General features: G+C 67.8%; 15 protein-coding genes. 8 read left to right on the top strand and 7 right to left on the bottom strand.

Going from position 1 to position 19,166, the window contains the following annotated elements:
• Positions 1-29 precede the first annotated feature (29 nt).
• Genes ABRP34_RS02965 through ABRP34_RS02955 form a run of 3 tightly spaced genes read right to left on the bottom strand, consistent with a single transcriptional unit; the run spans position 30 to position 3,617 of the window.
• Positions 30-941, bottom strand: coding sequence for a MaoC/PaaZ C-terminal domain-containing protein (locus ABRP34_RS02965; protein ID WP_003802301.1), 912 nt, complete (start codon positions 939-941; stop codon positions 30-32).
• The gene (locus ABRP34_RS02960; RefSeq protein WP_003802302.1) at positions 938-2,272 is read right to left on the bottom strand and encodes a 3-oxoacyl-ACP reductase; all 1,335 of its coding nucleotides are present in this window, start codon (positions 2,270-2,272) and stop codon (positions 938-940) included. The genes ABRP34_RS02965 and ABRP34_RS02960 overlap by 4 nt, the downstream gene beginning before the upstream one ends.
• Positions 2,265-3,617 (bottom strand): acetyl-CoA C-acetyltransferase, encoded by a 1,353-nt coding sequence (locus tag ABRP34_RS02955; protein ID WP_353712206.1) that lies wholly within the window; start codon positions 3,615-3,617, stop codon positions 2,265-2,267. The genes ABRP34_RS02960 and ABRP34_RS02955 overlap by 8 nt, the downstream gene beginning before the upstream one ends.
• A 109-nt stretch (positions 3,618-3,726) precedes the next feature.
• Here ABRP34_RS02955 and ABRP34_RS02950 point away from each other — a divergent pair, with 109 nt between their 5' ends.
• Both ABRP34_RS02950 and ABRP34_RS02945 read left to right on the top strand, forming a co-directional pair.
• On the top strand, positions 3,727-4,365 hold the full coding sequence (locus ABRP34_RS02950) for a TetR/AcrR family transcriptional regulator (RefSeq protein ID WP_353712205.1): 639 nt from the start codon (positions 3,727-3,729) through the stop codon (positions 4,363-4,365).
• Between the two features lie 35 nt (positions 4,366-4,400).
• Positions 4,401-6,479 (top strand): acyl-CoA dehydrogenase, encoded by a 2,079-nt coding sequence (locus ABRP34_RS02945; RefSeq protein WP_353712204.1) that lies wholly within the window; start codon positions 4,401-4,403, stop codon positions 6,477-6,479.
• Between the two features lie 72 nt (positions 6,480-6,551).
• On the opposite strand, the gene glgA is transcribed toward ABRP34_RS02945, so the two are convergent.
• Positions 6,552-7,748, bottom strand: coding sequence for a glycogen synthase (glgA, locus tag ABRP34_RS02940; protein ID WP_003802312.1), 1,197 nt, complete (start codon positions 7,746-7,748; stop codon positions 6,552-6,554).
• 99 nt (positions 7,749-7,847) lie between these two features.
• On the opposite strand from glgA, the gene glgC reads away from it, so the two are divergent.
• From glgC to ABRP34_RS02920, 4 genes are all read left to right on the top strand, one after another.
• A complete protein-coding gene (glgC, locus tag ABRP34_RS02935) occupies positions 7,848-9,263 on the top strand; it encodes a glucose-1-phosphate adenylyltransferase (RefSeq protein ID WP_353712203.1) in 1,416 nt (471 codons plus the stop codon).
• A gap of 80 nt (positions 9,264-9,343) precedes the next feature.
• A complete protein-coding gene (locus tag ABRP34_RS02930; RefSeq protein WP_353712202.1) occupies positions 9,344-10,795 on the top strand; it encodes an SDR family NAD(P)-dependent oxidoreductase in 1,452 nt (483 codons plus the stop codon).
• Positions 10,796-10,853: 58 nt separating this feature from the next.
• Positions 10,854-11,315, top strand: coding sequence for a pyridoxamine 5'-phosphate oxidase family protein (locus ABRP34_RS02925; RefSeq protein WP_353712201.1), 462 nt, complete (start codon positions 10,854-10,856; stop codon positions 11,313-11,315).
• A gap of 48 nt (positions 11,316-11,363) precedes the next feature.
• The gene (locus tag ABRP34_RS02920; RefSeq protein ID WP_353712200.1) at positions 11,364-11,846 is read left to right on the top strand and encodes a pyridoxamine 5'-phosphate oxidase family protein; all 483 of its coding nucleotides are present in this window, start codon (positions 11,364-11,366) and stop codon (positions 11,844-11,846) included.
• A gap of 32 nt (positions 11,847-11,878) precedes the next feature.
• Here ABRP34_RS02920 and ABRP34_RS02915 read toward each other — a convergent pair whose 3' ends face one another.
• Genes ABRP34_RS02915 through ABRP34_RS02905 form a run of 3 tightly spaced genes read right to left on the bottom strand, consistent with a single transcriptional unit; the run spans position 11,879 to position 15,241 of the window.
• The gene (locus ABRP34_RS02915) at positions 11,879-12,730 is read right to left on the bottom strand and encodes a transglutaminase family protein (protein ID WP_353712199.1); all 852 of its coding nucleotides are present in this window, start codon (positions 12,728-12,730) and stop codon (positions 11,879-11,881) included.
• The gene (locus tag ABRP34_RS02910; RefSeq protein WP_003802325.1) at positions 12,727-13,653 is read right to left on the bottom strand and encodes an alpha-E domain-containing protein; all 927 of its coding nucleotides are present in this window, start codon (positions 13,651-13,653) and stop codon (positions 12,727-12,729) included. The genes ABRP34_RS02915 and ABRP34_RS02910 overlap by 4 nt, the downstream gene beginning before the upstream one ends.
• The gene (locus ABRP34_RS02905; protein WP_043418825.1) at positions 13,646-15,241 is read right to left on the bottom strand and encodes a circularly permuted type 2 ATP-grasp protein; all 1,596 of its coding nucleotides are present in this window, start codon (positions 15,239-15,241) and stop codon (positions 13,646-13,648) included. The genes ABRP34_RS02910 and ABRP34_RS02905 overlap by 8 nt, the downstream gene beginning before the upstream one ends.
• A gap of 156 nt (positions 15,242-15,397) precedes the next feature.
• Between ABRP34_RS02905 and ABRP34_RS02900 the strand changes: the two genes are divergently transcribed.
• Positions 15,398-16,423: a putative sulfate exporter family transporter gene (locus ABRP34_RS02900; protein ID WP_353712198.1), complete on the top strand. Its 1,026-nt coding sequence runs from the start codon at positions 15,398-15,400 to the stop codon at positions 16,421-16,423.
• A gap of 21 nt (positions 16,424-16,444) precedes the next feature.
• Positions 16,445-19,135 (top strand): aminopeptidase N, encoded by a 2,691-nt coding sequence (pepN, locus tag ABRP34_RS02895; RefSeq protein WP_353712197.1) that lies wholly within the window; start codon positions 16,445-16,447, stop codon positions 19,133-19,135.
• The last annotated feature ends 31 nt before the right edge of the window (positions 19,136-19,166 follow it).

Raw genomic sequence — 19,166 nt, 5'->3', positions numbered from 1 at the left:
AGCAGCTCTGCTGTGCAGCACACCCCTGGCTACAGCGCCGCCACCGATCCGCTGAAGTGCTTCCGGCCGGACCGCGGACTCCAGGCCACATAGTCGGACCGCTGCCAGCCGCCGTCCACAGACTCTGCCGTCGAAATGTCCAGCGCCACCCGTGCGGGCAGGAAAACCGGAGCCTCGAACTCCACGTCCCAGCGAAAGGCATCGCCTTTGGCCGAGCCCACGTCCGCCAGCGCCCTCGACGCCAGGTACATGCCGTGGGCGATGGACCGGCGCAGGCCCAGGGCTCTGGCGGAAAGGACACTCAGGTGGATCGGATTGAAGTCCCCGGACACGGCAGCGTAGGCGCGGCCGGTGTCCACGCCAAGCTGCCAGAGCCCTGTGGGGTCCGGGGCGGTGAAACCCTGCGGCGCGGCTGTTGCCGAGGCCTTGTCGATGCCGGGCAGGAACACGCCCTTGGCGAGATAGGTGGACACGCCACACCAGCACGCAGCGCTTTCGCCGGCGGCGCGCACCTCCACCGCGATATCCACCTGGGTTCCGGCGCGGTGCGCCCGGAGCGTCTCCGCCCTGGCCACAATTTCCAGCGGTTCAGTGAACCTGACCGGCCTGCTGTACTCAATGACATTCCGCAGATGGAGCATTCCCAGCAGAGGCAGCGGAAAGTCGTCGCGGTTCATGACGCTTATGGCCACGGGGAACGCCAGCGCATGGATGAACCCTGCCGGCAGCACGTCACTGGCGGTCTCACCCAGCAGATGCTGGTAGGCCGTGAGGTTTTCGACGTCGGGACGGACGTCCCGGACTTCGTGGCTGACGGCGGGCAGCACGGCGGCGGCATGCGAGCCCAGGATCCTGCGGCGGGCCGCCGTGGCCGCGGCATTCACGTACAACTTGGAGAGGGACGGCATCTCCCCCAGGATGAGGTGCTGGCCGCTAGTCATGCCCCCACCAGGTTTTGTCCGCACACCCTCAGTACCTCTCCGGAAATGCCCCCGGCGGAATCGCCCGCGAGGAAGGAAATGGCCTCGGCAACGTCCCCCGGCAGCCCTCCCTGCTGCAGGGAATTCAGCCGCCGCGCAATTTCCCGGGTGGCGAAGGGAATCCGTGCCGTCATCTCCGTCTCGATAAAGCCGGGTGCCACGGCGTTGATTGAACCGCCGTGCTGCGCCAGCAGCGGTGCGGTGGCGCGGACCATACCCATAACCCCGCCCTTGGACGCCGCATAGTTGGTTTGTCCGCGGTTGCCGGCGATGCCGCTCGTGGAGGCAACCGAAACGATGCGCGGCTCGGAACGGAAGTGCTCGGAGGCCAGGAGGGCCTCATTGATGCGCAGCTGGGCGGCGATGTTCACATTGATAACCGAACCCCACCGGGACTGGTCCATGTTGACCAGCAGCTTGTCCCGGGTGATGCCGGCATTGTGGACCACGACGTCGAGCCGGCCGTGGCGGTGCACTGCGTGGTCGATGATTCTTTGCCCGGCGTCGTCACGTGTGATGTCCAGCTGCAGCGCGGTCCCGTGGATCCCGTTGGCAACCTCCGCCAGGTGGTCCCCGGCCGCGGGAACGTCCACTGCCACAACGGTGGCGCCGTCACGGTGAAGTGTCCGGGCAATGGCGGCACCGATCCCTCGGGCCGCGCCGGTCACGACGGCGACCTTCCCCGCGAGTGGTGCGTCGGCGTCGTCGGGCAGGCGGCCTTCGGCGGAACTGACGCGGATGAACTGGCCATCCACGAACGCGGACCGGCCGGAAAGGAAGAAGCGCAGCGCCCCCAGGGCGGAGGGGGCGGTGGGGCTGACGTCCTCCGCAAGGACGATGCCGTTACCGGTGGCGCCGGCGCGCAGTTCCTTGGCCAGTGACCGCAGCAGCCCATCCACCCCTTGTCGGGCGGCGGCCGTGGCCGGCGTTCCGCCGGGGACGCGCGAAACGGTGACTACCCGTCCGCCGGGCGCAAGGTCGCGCAGTGACGGGGCTGCCGCGAGGACCGGCTGCTCCAGGTCGCCGGGGGCCTCGAGGGCGTCGAGGACCAGCACGATTCCGCCGAGCCGTTCCTTGGGAACAGCGTGGCGGCGGACATCGAGTCCCCACGAAAGCAGCGCCGCTGCGATTCTGTCGGCGCCGGGTCCGGAGCCACGCACCAGAACGGGGCCGTCGATCAAGGGCTGGCCGGGCCGGTAGCGCCGCAGGTCGGCCGGCTGCGGCAGGCCGAGCTTCCGTGCCAGATCCCGTCCGAGGCCGTGGTTAACCAGCCGTGCATAGGTGTCAGTCATGGATGTCCCCCGCGGTGGTTCCTGTCGAGTACGCCTCGAGCAGCGCGACGACGCCTTGGCCGCCGGCGGCGCAGACGGACACGAGCCCCAGGGCGGGGCGCCCGCCGGCTTTGCCCTTCTCATGCAGCATTTTGGCAAGCGTGGCCACGATGCGTCCGCCCGTGGCAGCGAACGGGTGCCCGGCTGCCAGCGATGATCCGTTGACGTTCAGCTTGGACCGGTCGACCTTGCCGAAGGCGCCATCCAGCCCGAGTCGTTCACGGCCGAACTTTTCGTCCTCCCAGGCGGCGAGCGTGCTCAGTACCGTCCCGGCGAAGGCCTCGTGGATCTCGAAGTAGTCGATGTCGTCCAAAGTGAGGCCGTTGCGTGCCAGCAGGCGGGGGACGGCGAACACCGGCGCCATCAGCAGCCCGTCCTTGCCGTGGACGAAATCCACGGCGGCTGCCTCGCCGTCCAGGACGGTGGCGAGCTTGGGCAGGTCGTGCGCGTCGGCCCAGTCCTCCGAGGCGAGCAGCACCGTGGAGGCACCGTCGGTCAGCGGCGTGGAGTTGCCGGCCGTCATGGTGGCTTCCGAACCGAGGCTCCGGCCGAACACCGGCTTCAGGGACGCCAGCTTTTCAGGGCTTGTGTCTGGCCGGAGGTTGGAGTCCCGGGTGAGCCCCCGGTATGGCGTGAGGAGATCGTCGAAGAACCCGGCATCGTAGGCGGCGGCGAGGTTCCGGTGGCTGTTGAGGGCAAGCTCGTCCTGCGCCTCACGGGAGATGTTCCACTGGGCCGTGGTCAGTGCCTGGTGCTCGCCCATCGACAGTCCTGTCCTGGGCTCTCCGGTGCTCGGTGCATCCGGGGCGAGGTCCTTGGGGCGCAGGCGGGCGAGGATTTGAAGCCGCTGCGGGAGTGTCTTGGCGCGGCTGAGGTCCAGCAGCACCTCGCGGAGTCCTTCACTGACGGCGATCGGTGCGTCGGAGGCGGAGTCCACACCGCCTGCGATGGCGGAGTCCAACTGGCCGAGCCTAATCTTGTTGGCCAGGCCCAGCACTGTTTCCAGGCCGGTGGCGCAGGCCTGCTGCAGGTCATAGGCGGGAGTTTCCGGTGACAGCGCCGACCCCAGCACTGCTTCGCGCGTCAGATTGAAGTCCCGGGAATGCTTGAGGACGGCGCCCGCAGCCACTTCACCGATGCGCTCCTCCTGCAGGCCGAAGCGGGCGATCAGGCCGTCCAGGGCTGCGGTGAGCATGTCCTGGTTGGACGACTTGGTGTACGCACCGCCTGTCCGGGCGAACGGGATCCTGTTGCCACCGACTACCACGGCCTTCCGCACGGTTTGAGGCTGACGATCCACGGGCATGTGCTATCTCCTTTGATCCGGCTGGTTATCGATACCCAGCGTACCTGATACGCTGGGTATCGTGAACTTGACTCCCCCGACCGGACCCCCGGGCTCCCCCTCAGAAGCTGTGGACGGCCGCGCTTCGCGCTGGCAGGGGCACCGCGAGGAGCGGCGGCGCGAACTCATCAAGGCCGCGCGGCGGGCCGTGCACACGCTCGGCAGCGACGCGCCGATGGAGGACATTGCCGCTGCGGCTGCCACCTCCAAGTCCGTGTTCTACCGGTACTTCGGCGACAAAGCCGGCCTGCAGCAGGCCGTCGGGGAAGTGGTGCTCGGGCAGATGCAGCAACGCATCAGGGAGGCGGCGCAAAGCGCGCAGACGCCACGGGAGGGCTTGTTCGCCATGGTCTCGGCCTACCTCCAGATGGCCGAAACCAGCCCCAACGTCTACACGTTTGTGACCCGGTACTCCGCTGCAGAGGCCGACGGCAGTCCCACCTCCATCAGGACAGCCGGCGCCCTCGGCCATTTCTTTGACGCCATCGCGGACATGATCGCCGCGCCCATGCGGGCCCACCTCGGTGAAGGCAAGGAATCCGTCATCGGCTACTGGCCCAATGCCGCCATCGGCCTGGTCCGCAACGCCGGCGAGCAGTGGCTGGCCAGTCCGGACTCCCCTAGCAAGCCGGATCAGGAAACCATGGCACGCCAGATCACCGACTGGCTGTGCGTCGGCATCGCGCCGGAACTCACGGACATTCAATAGCACCGGAACCTGTCAATACCAGCGAAGGAATCGACATGACTGAAGTAGCGGACCGCCAGGGCGCAGCCACCCATGCAGCAGCCGCCGGAACTGCGGAGCCCTTGCCCGCCGTCGACGTCGCGGCCCTGGGCGAGCTGCTCCTGGGCAAGTGGGCGGATGTCCGCCGGCAGGCGCGTGACCTGGCGGCGCGCGACGAGCTCCACAAGACGGAAGGGCTCACGCACACGGAGCACAGGGCGCGCACCTTCGGACAGCTGAAGCTCCTTGTGGACAGCGGCGCCGTGCACCGTGCCTTCCCGGCCAGCTTCGGCGGGTCCGATGACCACGGCGGCAATATCGCCGGCTTCGAGGAACTGGTCACCGCAGACCCGTCCCTGCAGATCAAGGCCGGTGTGCAGTGGGGCCTGTTCGGCTCGGCCGTGATGCACCTTGGCACGGCGGAACACCACGAGAAGTGGCTGCCGGGCATCATGAACCTGGACATCCCCGGGTGCTTCGCCATGACCGAAACGGGACACGGTTCGGACGTCGCCAGCATCGCCACCACTGCAACCTACGATCCTGACGCGCAGGAGTTCGTGATCCACACCCCGTTCCGCGCCGCCTGGAAGGATTACATCGGCAACGCGGCCATTGACGGCCTCGGGGCCGTGGTGTTCGCCCAGCTGGTGACGCGCGGAGTCAACCACGGCGTGCACGCGTTCTACGTGGACCTTCGAGACCCCGTCAGCAAGGCGTTCCTGCCGGGAATCGGCGGCGAGGATGACGGCGTGAAGGGCGGGCTCAACGGTATCGACAACGGCCGGCTGCACTTCGACCATGTCAGGGTCCCGCGCGCCAACCTGCTCAACCGCTACGGCAACGTCGATGCCGCGGGCAACTACACCTCACCCATCGCGAGCCCCGGACGGCGGTTCTTCACCATGCTCGGCACGCTGGTGCAGGGCCGCGTGAGCCTGGACGGCGCGGCCGTCGCAGCGTCCAAGATCGCCCTGAAGACGGCCATCACCTACGCAACCGAACGGCGGCAGTTCAACGCTTCCTCCCCGGTCGAGGAAGAGGTGCTGCTGGACTACCAGCGGCACCAGCGCCGGCTCTTCACCCGGCTGGCCACCACCTACGCCGCGGGCTTCGCGCATGACCAGCTGCTCGAAAAGCTGGACGATGTCTTTTCCGGCGCCCACGATTCCGACGAGGACCGCCAGGACCTGGAGACCCTGGCCGCGGCTCTGAAGCCGCTGAGCACCTGGCACGCATTGGATACCCTGCAGGAATGCCGCGAAGCGTGCGGCGGAGCCGGGTTCCTGATCGAGAACCGCTTCGCCTCGCTCCGCGCCGACCTCGACGTCTATGTCACCTTCGAAGGCGACAACACCGTCCTGCTGCAGCTCGTGGCCAAGCGGTTGCTGGCCGACTACGCCAAGGAATTCCGCAGCGCCACGTTCGGTGTGCTGGCACGGTACGTGGTCAACCAGGCCGCCGGCACCGCTGTCCACCGCACGGGCCTTCGCCAGGTGGCCCAGTTCGTGGCTGACAACGGCTCTGTCCAGAAGGCCGCCATTGCCCTCCGCGACGAGGAAAGCCAGCGCGCACTGCTCACCGACCGGGTCCAGACGATGGTTGCCGAAGCGGCCACAGCCCTCCGGGGCGCGAACCGGCTGCCCCAGCGCGAAGCGTCCGCCCTGTTCAACCAGCACCAGGACGAGCTCATCGATGCGGCCCGGGCGCACGCCGAACTCCTGCAGTGGGAGGCCTTCACCGAGGCACTGGGCCGGGTCGCCGACCCGCGAACCAGGACCGTGCTGACCTGGCTCCGCGACCTGTTCGGGCTCTCGCTCATCGAGAACAACCTCTCGTGGTACCTGATGAACGGCAGGCTCTCGATGCAGCGCGCACGGACCGTTGGCGGCTACATCAACCGGCTCCTGGTCAAGCTGCGCCCCCATGCGCTGGACCTCGTGGACGCCTTCGGCTACGGTCCGGCCCACCTCCGCGCGGCCATCGCCACCGGCGCCGAAAAGGTCCGCCAGGATGAGGCACGGGATTACTACCGGGTGCAGCGTGCCAGCGGAACAGCCCCCCTGCCGGAGAAGTCACTTCCGCCCCGCGGCTGATTGAACTACAACGCCCGACGGCGGGGACCTGGGTTAGGAGGTCCCCGCCGTCGGGCGTTGAATCAGGTGACGCTAGCTGAGGACGGAACGGTAGACGTCCAGCGTGGTCTGGGTGATCGACTCCCAGGAGAAGTGCTCCTCGGCACGCTTGCGGCCGGCTTGGCCCATCGCGCGGGCACGCTCCGGGTCCGACACAACCTCGGTCAGGGCCGCGGCGAACTCGCTGACGAACTTCTCCGGATCCAGCGGCGTGCCGGTACCGTCGGTCACCTGCTCGAGCTCCACCAGCAGGCCGGTCTCGCCGTGGCTGACCACCTCGGGGATGCCGCCCGTTGCACTGGCCACCACGGCAGCGCCGCAGGCCATCGCTTCGAGGTTCACGATGCCGAGCGGCTCGTAGATGGAGGGGCAGGCGAACGCTGTGGCGTGGCTCAGGACCTGGATCAGCTCGTTGCGGGGAAGCATGCGCTCGATCAGCACCACGCCGCTGCGCTGGCTCTGCAGCTCCTCGATCAGCCGGGCGGTCTCGGCCGCGAGTTCCGGCGTGTCCGCCGCGCCGAGGCAGAGGACCAGCTGGACGTCGGCGGGGAGCTTGGCGGCGGCCCGCAGCAGGTACGGGACACCCTTCTGCCGGGTGTTGCGGCCAACGAACACCACGCTGGGCCGGGCGGGGTCGATGCCCAGGGTGCGGATGACGTCGTCGTTCTCGTCACGGTTCCACAGGCTGACGTCGATGCCGTTGTGCACCACTTTGACCTTGGCGGGGTCCACCTCCGGGTAGCTGCGCAGGATGTCCTGTCGCATGCCCTCGGAGACGGCGATGATGGCGGCCGCCGCCTCATACGCGGTTTTCTCCACCCACGAGGACAGGGCGTAGCCTCCGCCCAGCTGCTCAGCCTTCCAGGGCCGCAGCGGTTCCAGGCTGTGGGCGCTGAGCACGTGCGGGATGCCGTGCAGCAGTGATGCCAGGTGGCCTGCCATGTTCGCGTACCACGTGTGCGAATGCACCAGATCCGCGCCGGCGACGTCCGGGACGATGCGCAGGTCCACGCCCAGGGTCTGCACGGCGGCGTTCGCTGCGCCCAGGTCCTCGGGCACCGAGTAGGAGGTTACGGCGGCGCCATGGTAGTCGGCGTCCCGGGGCGCGCCAAAGGCACGCACCTGAAGGTCGACATGCTTGGCCAGGACCCGGCTCAGCTCGGCAACGTGGACGCCCGCGCCGCCATAGATTTCCGGCGGAAATTCTTTAGTCACAATGTCTATTCGCACGTTACCCAAGGTAGTCGTTACGGTGGAACTGTTCTAGTGTGAAGAAAGTCCGGACAAACCGGATTTTTTGGGGAGTTACGAAGGCGTACAGGAGCGACCATGCCGTTAACAAAGAAAGTCCTGGCCATTGTCCTTGCAGGGGGCGAGGGAAACCGTCTTATGCCGCTGACGGCAGACCGGGCGAAACCTGGCGTGCCTTTTGCCGGCAGTTACCGCCTCATCGACTTCGCGCTGTCCAACCTCGTCAACTCCCGGTACCTGCAGATCGTGGTCCTGACGCAGTACAAGTCCCACAGCCTTGACCGCCACATCTCCGAGACCTGGCGGATGTCCACGCAGCTCGGCAACTACGTCGCCTCCGTCCCGGCGCAGCAGCGCGTCGGCAAGAGCTGGTTCCTCGGCAGCGCCAACGCCATCTACCAGTCCCTGAACCTGATCCACGACGCCAACCCCGACATCGTCGTCGTGGTGGGTGCCGACCACGTTTACCGCATGGACTTCGCCCAGATGGTTGAGCAGCACGTCCTGAGCGGCGCGAAGGCCACCGTGGCCGCCGTCCGCCAGCCCCTGAACATGGCCAACCAGTTCGGCGTCATCGAGGTGGACCCCGAAGACCCCCAGAAGATTGCTGCGTTCGTCGAGAAGCCCGCCTCCACCCCGGGCCTGGCAGCAGACCCCACCCAGTTCCTCGCCTCCATGGGCAACTACGTCTTTGACGCCGACGCCCTGGTTGACGCGCTTCACGTTGACGCCGAACGGCTGGACACCAAGCACGACATGGGCGGGGACATCATCCCCTACTTCGTGAACCAGGGGCAGGCCGGTGTTTACGACTTCACCCTCAACGACATTCCCGGCTCCACCGAACGGGACCGGACCTACTGGCGTGACGTCGGCACCATCGACTCCTTCTACGAAGCCCACATGGACCTGATCTCGCCGCTGCCGGTGTTCAACCTGTACAACTCCGAGTGGCCCATCTACACCCGGCAGAGCATTTCCCCGCCGGCCAAGTTCGTCCGCGGCGACAACAACACCGTGGGAACGGCGCTTGATTCCATCGTGGCCAGCGGCGTGGTCATCTCCGGCGGCATCGTGGAAGGCTCCGTCCTGTCCAACGACGTCTACGTCGGCTCGGCCAGCCGCGTCATCGACTCGGTACTCATGGACAAGGTGCAGATCGGCGAAGGTGCCGTGGTGCGCCGGGCCATCATCGACAAGAATGTGAAGGTGCCCGCCGGCGCTGCCATCGGCCTTGACCCGGAGCTGGACCGCGCCCGCGGCTTCAAGGTGACCGACTCCGGCATTACGGTTCTCTCCAAGTACCAGGCCGTTCCTGAACCGGGCGAGGAGGAGCGGGCACTGTCCGCCGCGAACCTGCACCTGGTCCCCGATGCCGTCAAGGCCGCCACGGAGAACTGGCCCGAGGTCCGCAGCTCGGTGGAACAGGTGGGCAAGGTCCAGGCGGCCGCCGTCGGCGTGGACTCCCCGCCGCAGCAGACCGTCCGCTCCTAATCCCCCTGTTCAGGTAGCCCCTGTTCCACGCAATTTCCTTGAGGCAGGTCTGACGCTCCACAGGCTGTAAAATCAGATCAATGAGCTCCGCCGATCTGACGCCTGAAGAGATTCAGGCCTGCCTCAAGGTTTTGAACACCATTCACGTCTACGACGAGGAACACCCCGACTACGTCTCGGTGCGCCGCGCCACCGGCAAGATGTTCAAGGCCGTGAAGCGGCACCGGCGGGTGACCAAGCGCGATCTGATCGCGGAGGCGGACCGCGCCGTGCTGGCACAGACTGCCACCGCCGCGCCGGACCGGATCGACGACGAGACGCGCGGCAACAAGCTCGCCCCGTCCGCCACGGGAAAGGTCGCCGGCCACCTCATCAGGTCCCGGCCCTGCTACATCTGCAAGCAGCACTACACCCAGGTGGACGCCTTCTACCACCAGCTGTGCCCGGAGTGCGCGGCGTTCAGCCATTCCAAGCGCGATGCCCGCACCGACCTCACCGGCCGGCGGGCCCTGCTGACCGGCGGCCGCGCCAAGATCGGCATGTACATCGCCCTGCGGCTGCTGCGCGACGGCGCACACACCACCATCACCACGCGTTTCCCCAAGGACGCCGCCCGCCGCTTCGCCGCCATGGAGGACAGCGGGGAATGGCTGCACCGGCTGAAGATCGTGGGCATCGACCTCCGCGACCCGTCGCAGGTCATGGCCCTCACCGATGACCTCAATGCCGCCGGGCCGCTGGACATCATCATCAATAACGCAGCCCAGACGGTGCGCCGCTCCGGCAATGCCTACAAGCCGCTTGTCGACGCCGAGGACGAGCCGCTCCCCGCCGCCCTGGAGGCAGCCAACGGCGGCCCGGAACTGGTCACCTTCGGCCATGCCCACGACAAGCACCCGCTCGCACTTGCCAGCAGCGTCACCGAACACCCGGTCCTGGCCGGCGACGCCGTCACGTCCCTCGCCCTGTCCACGGGTTCGGCGTCACTGGAGCGGATCGCGGCCGGAACAGCCATCGACGCCGGCGGCCTGGTCCCGGACCTCGCCACCATCAACAGCTGGACGCAGGTGGTGGACGAGGTGGACCCGCTGGAGATGCTCGAGGTCCAGCTGTGCAACGTCACCGCGCCCTTCCTGCTGGTCAGCCGCCTGCGGGACGCCATGAAGCGCTCAACGGCGCACCGCAAGTACATCGTCAACGTCTCCGCCATGGAAGGCCAGTTCTCCCGGGCCTACAAGGGACCCGGCCATCCGCACACCAACATGGCCAAGGCGGCCCTGAACATGATGACCCGGACCAGCGCCCAGGAGATGCTGGAAACCGACGGGATCCTCATGACCGCCGTCGATACCGGCTGGATCACCGACGAACGCCCGCACTTCACCAAGGTCCGGTTGATGGAGGAAGGCTTCCACGCACCCCTGGACCTGGTGGACGGCGCGGCCCGGGTCTATGACCCCATCGTCATGGGTGAAAAGGGCGAGGACCAGTACGGCGTATTCCTGAAGGACTACAAGGCCAGCCCCTGGTAACCGGCGCTGTCCGGATCATGGCCTCGCGGCAGCTGCCGCCATTTCGTAGCATGGGTCCATGAACAGCGCACGGCAGGACGGAAAGCTCTCCTTCGACCAGTGCTGGGAGCTGCTGGCCGCTTCGGTGGTCGGCAGGCTCGCCCTCATTGTGGACGGCCACCCGGAAATATTTCCGGTCAACTTCGTCATCGAACACCGCAGCATCGTTTTCCGTACAGCCGCCGGCACCAAGCTCTGGCAATCCGGCAAGGAGACGCCCGCGGCGTTTGAGATAGACGGCTACGATGTGGACAGCCAGGAGGCGTGGAGCGTCGTGGCCCGCGGTACCACGGCCATCGTGGACAGCGACGTGGAGCAGGCGGCGGCGGACGCACTGGGCCTGGAGCCCTGGGAGCCGGGCGACAAATCCCATTACATCCGCCTGTCACTGCAGGTGCTGACCGGCCGCCGTTTCAAGGTGGCGGCTCCGCACATCTGGAGCACCAGGCTCACGGACCAGCGCAGAACGTCGTTCGAGTAGCCGGCTGCGCTCTGGCAGGACCCACGGCTCGGGCGTAGGCTCTGGTCCATGACGAACGTGCAGCCCGCCGACGCATCCCATGAATCCGTTGAGCACCTGGATTCCAGCCAGTGCTGGAATTTGCTGAGGCAGGTTTCGGTGGGCCGCCTCGCCGTGTGGGTAGACGACCATCCGGACATTTTCCCGCTCAACTACACCGTGGACCACGGAACACTGGTGTTCCGCACGGGTGAGGGCAGCAAACTTGGTGGCGCCCTCGGGGAGTCCGCCGTGGCGCTGGAGGCCGACGGCGTCGATGCAGCTTCCGGATTGGCCTGGAGCGTGGTGGTCAAAGGGAAGGCTGCCGCCCTCAAGAGCACCGAGGAAATCCTCGATTCCGCCTCGCTCTTCCTCTTTCCCTGGCAGGCAGGGCAAAAGGACAACTTCATCCGCATCACGCCGGACTCGGTCACCGGCAGGCGGTTCAAGGTCACCGCACCGCTCACCTGGTGGACCCAGCTCAGCGGTGCGGTGAAGGCCTCGCCCGAGTGAAGCTTCCGCCCGGGCTTGCCCGGGCAGTACAGCTAGGCCAGCCGGGTGATCTCCACGCTGACGCTCAGGTTCGAGCCGCCGCCGCCGGAGAGGATGCCCTTCAGCGGAGGCACGTCCCGGTAGTCGCGGCCGCGCGCCACCGTCACATGGAAGTCGCCGGCCGGCTTGTGGTTGGTCGGGTCCCAGCTGCGCCATTCGCCGTCCCACCACTCCAGCCACGCGTGGGACTGGCCGGCCACCGTCTCGCCGATGTCCGCCGTCGACCGCGGGTGAAGGTACCCGGAGACGTACCGGGCCGGGATCCCGCAGCTGCGCAGGGAACCAATGGCGAGGTGGGCCAGGTCCTGGCACACGCCCTGGCGCTGGGTCCAGGCTTCCTCGGCGTTGGTGGTCACGCCGGTGGTGCCCTTCATGTAGGTCATTTCGCCGCGCATCCAGGCGAAGATGGCCATGGCTGCCTCGTGCGGGTTCTTGCCCTCGACCACACCGGGGATGATGCCTAGGACCTCCTCCCCCGGTCCGGTCAGCTGTGACTGCGGCACCCAGTCGCTGAACTGGTTGAGCGTCTCGGGGGTAGCGAGGTCGTCCCAGCCCACAATGTCGGCCTCCGAGGGGACGCGTATCGCCCGGTGGACCTCCACTGTGGTGGTGGCAAGGACTTCCAGGTGTTCGTGCGGCATCTGCATGTCGAACGCTGTGACCCGGGTACCCCAGTAGTCGCGGTAGCTGCTGACGGCAGCCTGCGACGGCGTGACCTTCATGGAGGACTCCAGCACCACCTGCTGCGGGTCCGTCAGCGGCGTCATGCGTGCCTCGTTGTAGGACAGCGTGACCCTCTTGTTGTATTTGTAGCCGGTTCTGTGAACGATGCTCAGCCGGGTCATGAAACTTCTCCCACCCAGGCCAGTTCGTCCGCCTGATTGAAGTACTTACGGGAAATGGCGTCGGAGGCCTGGGACACGGCCTTCTGCACGCGCTCCATGTGCTCCGGCAGCTCGGACATGAGGTCGTCCGTGCGGTGGAACTCCAGGAAGGTGCGGGCCTGGCCCACGATCCGGCGGGCGTCGTTGATGAAGCCGACGCGCTGGGCCGAGGGGTCCAGCTTCGCCAGGCACTCGTCTGCGTCGCGCAGGGCGTAGACGATGGAACGCGGAAACAGCCGGTCCAGCAGGAGGAACTCGGCCGCGTGCTGGTCGCCGAACGCCGCCCGGCGGGTCCGCAGGAAGGACTCGTAGGCGCCGGCGCAGCGGAGCATGTTCACCCAGGACATGCCTGCGGAGAGGACGTCGCGCGTGGAGAGCATCCGGGCGGTCATGTCGGCCCGCTCCAGCGAGCGGCCCAGCGCCAGGAAGAGCCAGCTGTCGTCGTGGCTGACCGTGGTGTCGGCCAGGCCGCTGACCATGGCGGTGCGCTCGAGCACCCAGTGGCAGAAGCGGTAGGTGCCCACGACGTCCTTGCGGTGCTGGTTCAGCCCGTAGTAGGTGGTGTTCAGGCTCTCCCAGAGGCCGGACGAGACCGTTTCACGGGCCCGCCTGGCGTTCTCGCGGGCGGCGCCGAGGGACCCTGCAATCGAGGTGGCGCTGTGCTTGTCGTAGGCGAGGGCGTGGAGCAGTTCCTCCAGCCCGAAGTCCTCGCTCTGCGGCCGCGCCCCCATGACACCGAGCAGCTCGCGGGCAACGCTGCGCCGCTCCTCGGTGGGCAGGTGGTTCAGGCGCTCCAGGTGGACGTCGAGGATGCGGGCCGTGCCGTCGGCCCGTTCAACATAGCGGCCGATCCAGAACAGGGATTCAGCAATTCGGCTAAGCATTCGCGGGTACCTCCTGCGGGTCAGAAATCTGCTGCTGCTGCTGTTCCGACTGCCGGTCGCGCCAGTTGCTCTCGACCGGCCACACGGAGACCCGCTCACGGACGGTGACAGACTGCCGCGGCAGCCGCTCCACCGGCACCTGCGGCGAACCCGCCAGCACCCAGGTGTCCTTCGACCCGCCGCCCTGGCTCGAATTCACGATCAGCGACCCTTCCTTGAGGGCCACCCGGGTCAGGCCGCCGGGCAGCACCCAGACGTCGTCGCCGTCGTTGACCGCGAACGGCCGGAGGTCCACGTGCCGGGGGCCGAACTTGTCGCCGCTGAGCGTGGGCACGGTGGACAGCTGCAGCACCGGCTGCGCGATCCAGCCGCGCGGGTCGGCAATGATCCGCTTGCGCAGCGCGTCGAGTTCGTCATTGGACGCGTCCGGGCCGATCACCAGGCCCTTGCCGCCGGAGCCGTCCACGGGCTTGACCACGAGCTCGTCCAGCCGGTCCAGGACGTGCTCGCGGGCTTCCTTCTCCTCCAGCCGGAAGGTGTCCACGTTGGCGATCACCGGTTCCTCGCCGAGGTAATAGCGGATCAGGTCCGGAACGTAGCTGTAGACCAGTTTGTCGTCCGCCACGCCGTTGCCCACCGCGTTGGCGATGGTGACGCCACCGGCGCGGGCGGCGTTGACCAGCCCGGGGCAGCCGAGCATGGAGTCGGAGCGGAACTGCAGGGGGTCGAGGAAGTCGTCGTCGATGCGCTTGTAGATGACGTCCACGCGCTGCTCACCGTCGGTGGTGCGCATGTACACGCGGTTGCCGCGGCAGATGAGGTCACGGCCCTCCACGAGCTCCACGCCCATCAGGCCAGCCAGGAGCGTGTGCTCGAAGTATGCGCTGTTGAAGACGCCGGGGGTCAGCACCACCACGGTGGGGTCGTCCACGCCCGAAGGCGCCGTCTTGCGAAGGGCCGAAAGCAGCCGGCGCGGGTACTCCTCCACCGGGCGGATGAGCTGCTGGCCGAAGGCCTCCGGGAGGCCCTTGGCCATGGCCCGCCGGTTCTCCAGCACATAGCTCACGCCGGAGGGCACGCGGACGTTGTCCTCCAGGACCCGGAAGGTCCCGGCGGCGTCGCGCACCACGTCGATACCTGAGATGTGCACCCGCACCCCGCCGGCAGGTTCAAAGCCGTGCACAGCGCGGTGGAAATGCGCGCTGGTGGTGACCAGCTGCCGCGGGATCACGCCGTCGGACACCACGGTCATCTTGTCGTAGACGTCATTCAGGAACGCCTCGAGGGCGCGGACCCGCTGTGCGACGCCCCGTTCCAGCACGTCCCATTCGGCGGCAGGTATGACGCGCGGCACGATGTCCAGCGGAAACGGGCGCTCCTCCCCCGCGAAGTCGAAGGTCACGCCGCGGTCCAGGAATGTCCTCGCCATCGAGTCCGCCCGGGCGCTGACGTCCGCCAGGGACAGTTCCCGCAGGGCACCCGCAACCTGGCCATACGACTGGCGTGCCTTTTGCCCGGGGGCAAACATCTCGTCGTAGGCGCCGGTGCGGCCGGCAGCCTCGGAGTAATCCTGGAATAGGTCAGACATGGTCATTAGCCAACCACCTTTTTGTTGCGAATTCATTTCCCGTCCCGCCATGGCGTGTTGGCGGGCGTCCGGTTGGTCTTTGGCGGCGACGTCCGGCAAGGTTGGGAGGTGCCAGACTTCCGACTCCCGCCGCCGCTGCTCACGCAGTTGCGCGGGATGACGCATCAGAACCTTACCCGGATTCTGCCCGGCCTGCTGACCGCCGTCGTCGCCCTGGCCGTCGCGTTCGCAATTCATGCCGCCGTGCCCGCACTGCCGGCCATGACCCTGGCCGTGGTCCTGGGACTGCTGGCGGCAAACCTTCCCGGCACAGCGGTGTGGACGGCCGGACGCGCCCGGCCGGGGCTGGACTTCGCCGGCAAGCACCTGATGCGCGGCGGTATCGTGCTCCTGGGCCTGAAGGTGAGCCTCTCCGACGTCCTGGGCCTCGGCTGGCTGGCCCTCCTGCTCATCACAGCGGTGGTGGTGGCCAGCTTCGCTGGCACCTACTGGATTTCCCGGTTGTTCCGGCTTCCGGGCGATACTGCGTTGCTGATCGCCACCGGGTTTTCCATCTGCGGTGCCTCCGCCATCGGCGCGATGGCCGCGGTCCGGCGCATCAGCCACCGGGACACAGTCCTGCCCGTCGCGCTCGTGACGCTGTGCGGGACGCTGGCCATCGGCGTGCTCCCGCTGCTGGTCCATCCGCTGCGCCTGAGCACCGAGGCCTTCGGCGCGTGGACCGGCGCCTCGGTCCACGACGTCGGGCAGGTCGTGGCCACAGCGCAAACCGCGGGTCCGGCGGCACTGGCCCTCGCCGTCGTCGTCAAACTCACCCGGGTGATCCTCCTGGCGCCGATGGTGGCCATGGCCGGGGCGGAACAGCGGATCCGGCACCGCCGGGAGCACGGCAGCCGCGCCGGGGGCCCTGCCGCGGGCAAGCCGCCGCTTGTTCCGCTATTCGTCGCCGGATTCATCGTGATGGTGGCGCTGCGCTCCAGCGGCTGGCTCTCCCCCGGGTGGCTTGAGGCGGCGGCCGGGCTGCAGGACGTGCTGCTGGGCGCTGCCCTGTTTGGCCTCGGATCGGCGGTGCGTATCCGCACCCTGCTGCACACCGGGGCGCGCGGCGTGCTGGCAGCCCTCGCGGCGTGGCTGCTGATCGCGGTCCTCGGCCTGGCCGCCGCGCTGCTGATGGTTCAATAGCCGCCGTGATTCAATAGCTTGGTGCCGAACCAGAACCTCCAGCGCAGCGAAGCGGCAGAGCGGTCCGCCCTCATCACCACTCACAGCTACGACGTCTCGCTCGACGTCCGCAGCGCACCGGATCCGGCGCAGGCCGGCTACACCAGCCGCAGCACCGTCGCCTTCTCGGCGGCGAAGCCGGGGGCATCCACCTTCCTGGACTTCATCGCCGGCGACGTGCACAGCGTTGTCCTCAACGGCGTCGAGCTGCCGGTCCCCGAGGTGGTGGACGGTGCACGGATCCGGCTGGACAACCTCCAGGCCGAGAACAAGGTGACGGTTACCGGAACTGCGCTGTACAGCAGCTCGGGCGAAGGCATGCACCGGTTCTTCGACCCGGCCGACGGCCAGTGCTACCTCTACACCCAGTACGAGCCGGCAGATGCCCGCCGGGTCTTCGCGAACTTCGAACAGCCCGACCTCAAGGCCAGGTTCACCTTTTCCGTCACCGCCCCGGCCGGCTGGGAGGTGGCCTCCAACGGCGCAGAGGCGGCGCGCCTTCCGCTGGCGGAGGACGCCGCTGCGGCCCGCTGGGACTTCGCAGCCACCCTGCCCATGTCCACCTACATCACCTCGGTGCTGGCCGGGCCCTACTTCAAGGCCGAGGACCGCTGGAGCAGGACGGACGACGGCGGGACCCGCCTTGACGTGCCGCTGGCACTTTACTGCCGGGCCTCCATGGCGCCGTCGTTCGACGCCGCCGAGCTGTTCAGGCTCACCAAGCAGGGACTGGAATTCTTTAACGGACTGTTTGACTACCCGTATCCGTGGGGCAAGTACGACCAAGCCTTCGTCCCCGAATACAACCTGGGCGCGATGGAGAACCCCGGCCTGGTCACCTTCACGGAAAACTACGTGTTCACGTCGCGGGCCGCCGATTCCCAGTACCAGGGCCGGGCCAACACCCTGCTGCACGAGATGGCGCACATGTGGTTCGGCGACCTCGTCACCATGCAGTGGTGGGACGACCTGTGGCTGAAGGAATCGTTTGCGGACTACATGGGAACCCTCGGCGTGGACCGTGCCACGGACTGGGAGTCCGCCTGGGTCAATTTCGCGAACAACCGCAAGGCGTGGGCTTACGTCCAGGACCAGCTGCCCACCACGCACCCGATCGTCGCCGACATCCCGGACCTCGAGGCGGCCAAGCAGAACTTCGACGGCATCACCTACGCAAAGGGCGCCTCCGTCCTCAAGCAGCTCGTGGCGTACGTCGGCTTCGACGCCTTCATTGCCGGCTCCCGGCAGTACTTCAGGGAGCACGAGTACGGCAACACCACGCTGGCTGACCTGCTCGGTGCTCTGGCCGATTCCTCCGGCCGCGACCTCACCACCTGGGCGCGGCAGTGGCTCCAGACATCCGGCATCTCAACGCTGAGCGCCGAACTGGTGACGGCTGGAACGACTGACGGCACTGCAACTCCTGATGACACTGCAACTCCCTACGGCGGCATCCTCGAGCGGGTGACGCTGCTGCAGGACGCCACCGACCCGGCCACGGGCCGGCAGGAGCCGCGCCCGCACCGGCTGCGGATCGGGCTCTACAACTTCGACGCCGCCGGCATGCTGGTCCGGACGGATTCAGTGGAGACCGACCTGGCCGGCGGGGCCGCGCAAATCACGGCCCTGTCCGGGAAGCCCCGCCCGGCGCTGCTCCTGGTCAATGACGAGGACCTCAGCTATGCCAAGGTCCGGCTGGACCCCGTTTCCGAGGCGACCGTCCGCGCCTCGCTGGACCGGATCAGCGATCCCATGGCCCGCGCCCTGTGCTGGTCCGCGCTGTGGAATTCGGCCCGGGACGGCATCACGCCCGCTTCACAGTACGTGGACGCCGTTCTCCGCTTTGCTGCCGCCGAGTCCGGAATCGGTGTCCTGCTGAACGTCCAGGGCAACGCCACCATGGCCCTGGAACAGTACGTGCCGGCCACTGAACGCGACGGCATGGGGAAGTCCTTTGCCGAGGGCGCGGCACGGGAACTGTACGCGGCGGAGCCCGGCTCCGACCAGCAGCTCTCATGGGCCAGGACGCTCGCCACGGTCAGCCGGACCGAGGGCAGCCAGGCGGCGCTGCTCCGCAGGCTGCTGGACGGCAGCGAGCGGGTGCCCGGACTGGCCGTGGACGCGGAGCTGCGCTGGAGCCTGTGGCACGCCCTGGCGGCCCTGGGCCTGGCAACGGAGCAGGAGCTTGACGCCGAGCTGGCCAGGGACACCACCGCCTCCGGACGGGCAGGCCATGCCACGGCGCTGGCCGCCCGGCCTGAGGCGGCCGTCAAGGCTGCGGCCTGGGACGCGGCGGTCCGCGGGACGGGGCTCTCCAACCAGCTGCTCAGCGCGACCATTGCGGGGTTCAACACCGCCTCCGTAGAACTGCTGGACCCGTATGTGGAACCTTACTTCGAGTGCCTGGAAGAGGTGTGGGCGGAGCGGAGCATCGAAATCGCGAGCCGGATCGTGCGGGGGCTCTTTCCCGGGGTCCGGGACCTGGGACCGGCCGGAAACCCCGAGGACCATCCCGTGCTGGCGCGCACCGACCGCTGGCTCGCAGAGCAGCCGGACGCCCCGCGTGCGCTGCGGCGGATCATCATCGAACAGCGCAGCCACCTGCACCGTTCGCTCGCCGCGCAGGCGCTTTCGGTGACAACCCCATCGGCTGCTCCGCAGCTGCCCTTATGAGGGCTCAAAAGGGCCGCTGGGGAGCAATCGA

The organism is Arthrobacter sp. K5, from assembly GCF_040448525.1.
Classification (GTDB): domain Bacteria; phylum Actinomycetota; class Actinomycetes; order Actinomycetales; family Micrococcaceae; genus Arthrobacter; species Arthrobacter globiformis.
This window is presented reverse-complemented; position numbering and strand designations above follow the sequence as displayed.

Bases quoted from the DNA above. Each gene is read 5' to 3' on its own strand.
- glgC (WP_353712203.1), top strand. From the start codon at position 7,848: ATGCCGTTAACAAAGAAAGTCCTGGCCATTGTCCTTGCAGGGGGCGAG.
- ABRP34_RS02960 (WP_003802302.1), bottom strand. From the start codon at position 2,272: ATGACTGACACCTATGCACGGCTGGTTAACCACGGCCTCGGACGGGAT.
- ABRP34_RS02925 (WP_353712201.1), top strand. From the start codon at position 10,854: ATGAACAGCGCACGGCAGGACGGAAAGCTCTCCTTCGACCAGTGCTGG.
- ABRP34_RS02930 (WP_353712202.1), top strand. From the start codon at position 9,344: ATGAGCTCCGCCGATCTGACGCCTGAAGAGATTCAGGCCTGCCTCAAG.
- ABRP34_RS02920 (WP_353712200.1), top strand. From the start codon at position 11,364: ATGACGAACGTGCAGCCCGCCGACGCATCCCATGAATCCGTTGAGCAC.
- ABRP34_RS02955 (WP_353712206.1), bottom strand. From the start codon at position 3,617: ATGCCCGTGGATCGTCAGCCTCAAACCGTGCGGAAGGCCGTGGTAGTC.
- ABRP34_RS02905 (WP_043418825.1), bottom strand. From the start codon at position 15,241: ATGTCTGACCTATTCCAGGATTACTCCGAGGCTGCCGGCCGCACCGGC.
- ABRP34_RS02915 (WP_353712199.1), bottom strand. From the start codon at position 12,730: ATGACCCGGCTGAGCATCGTTCACAGAACCGGCTACAAATACAACAAG.
- ABRP34_RS02900 (WP_353712198.1), top strand. From the start codon at position 15,398: ATGACGCATCAGAACCTTACCCGGATTCTGCCCGGCCTGCTGACCGCC.
- ABRP34_RS02910 (WP_003802325.1), bottom strand. From the start codon at position 13,653: ATGCTTAGCCGAATTGCTGAATCCCTGTTCTGGATCGGCCGCTATGTT.
- ABRP34_RS02945 (WP_353712204.1), top strand. From the start codon at position 4,401: ATGACTGAAGTAGCGGACCGCCAGGGCGCAGCCACCCATGCAGCAGCC.
- ABRP34_RS02965 (WP_003802301.1), bottom strand. From the start codon at position 941: ATGACTAGCGGCCAGCACCTCATCCTGGGGGAGATGCCGTCCCTCTCC.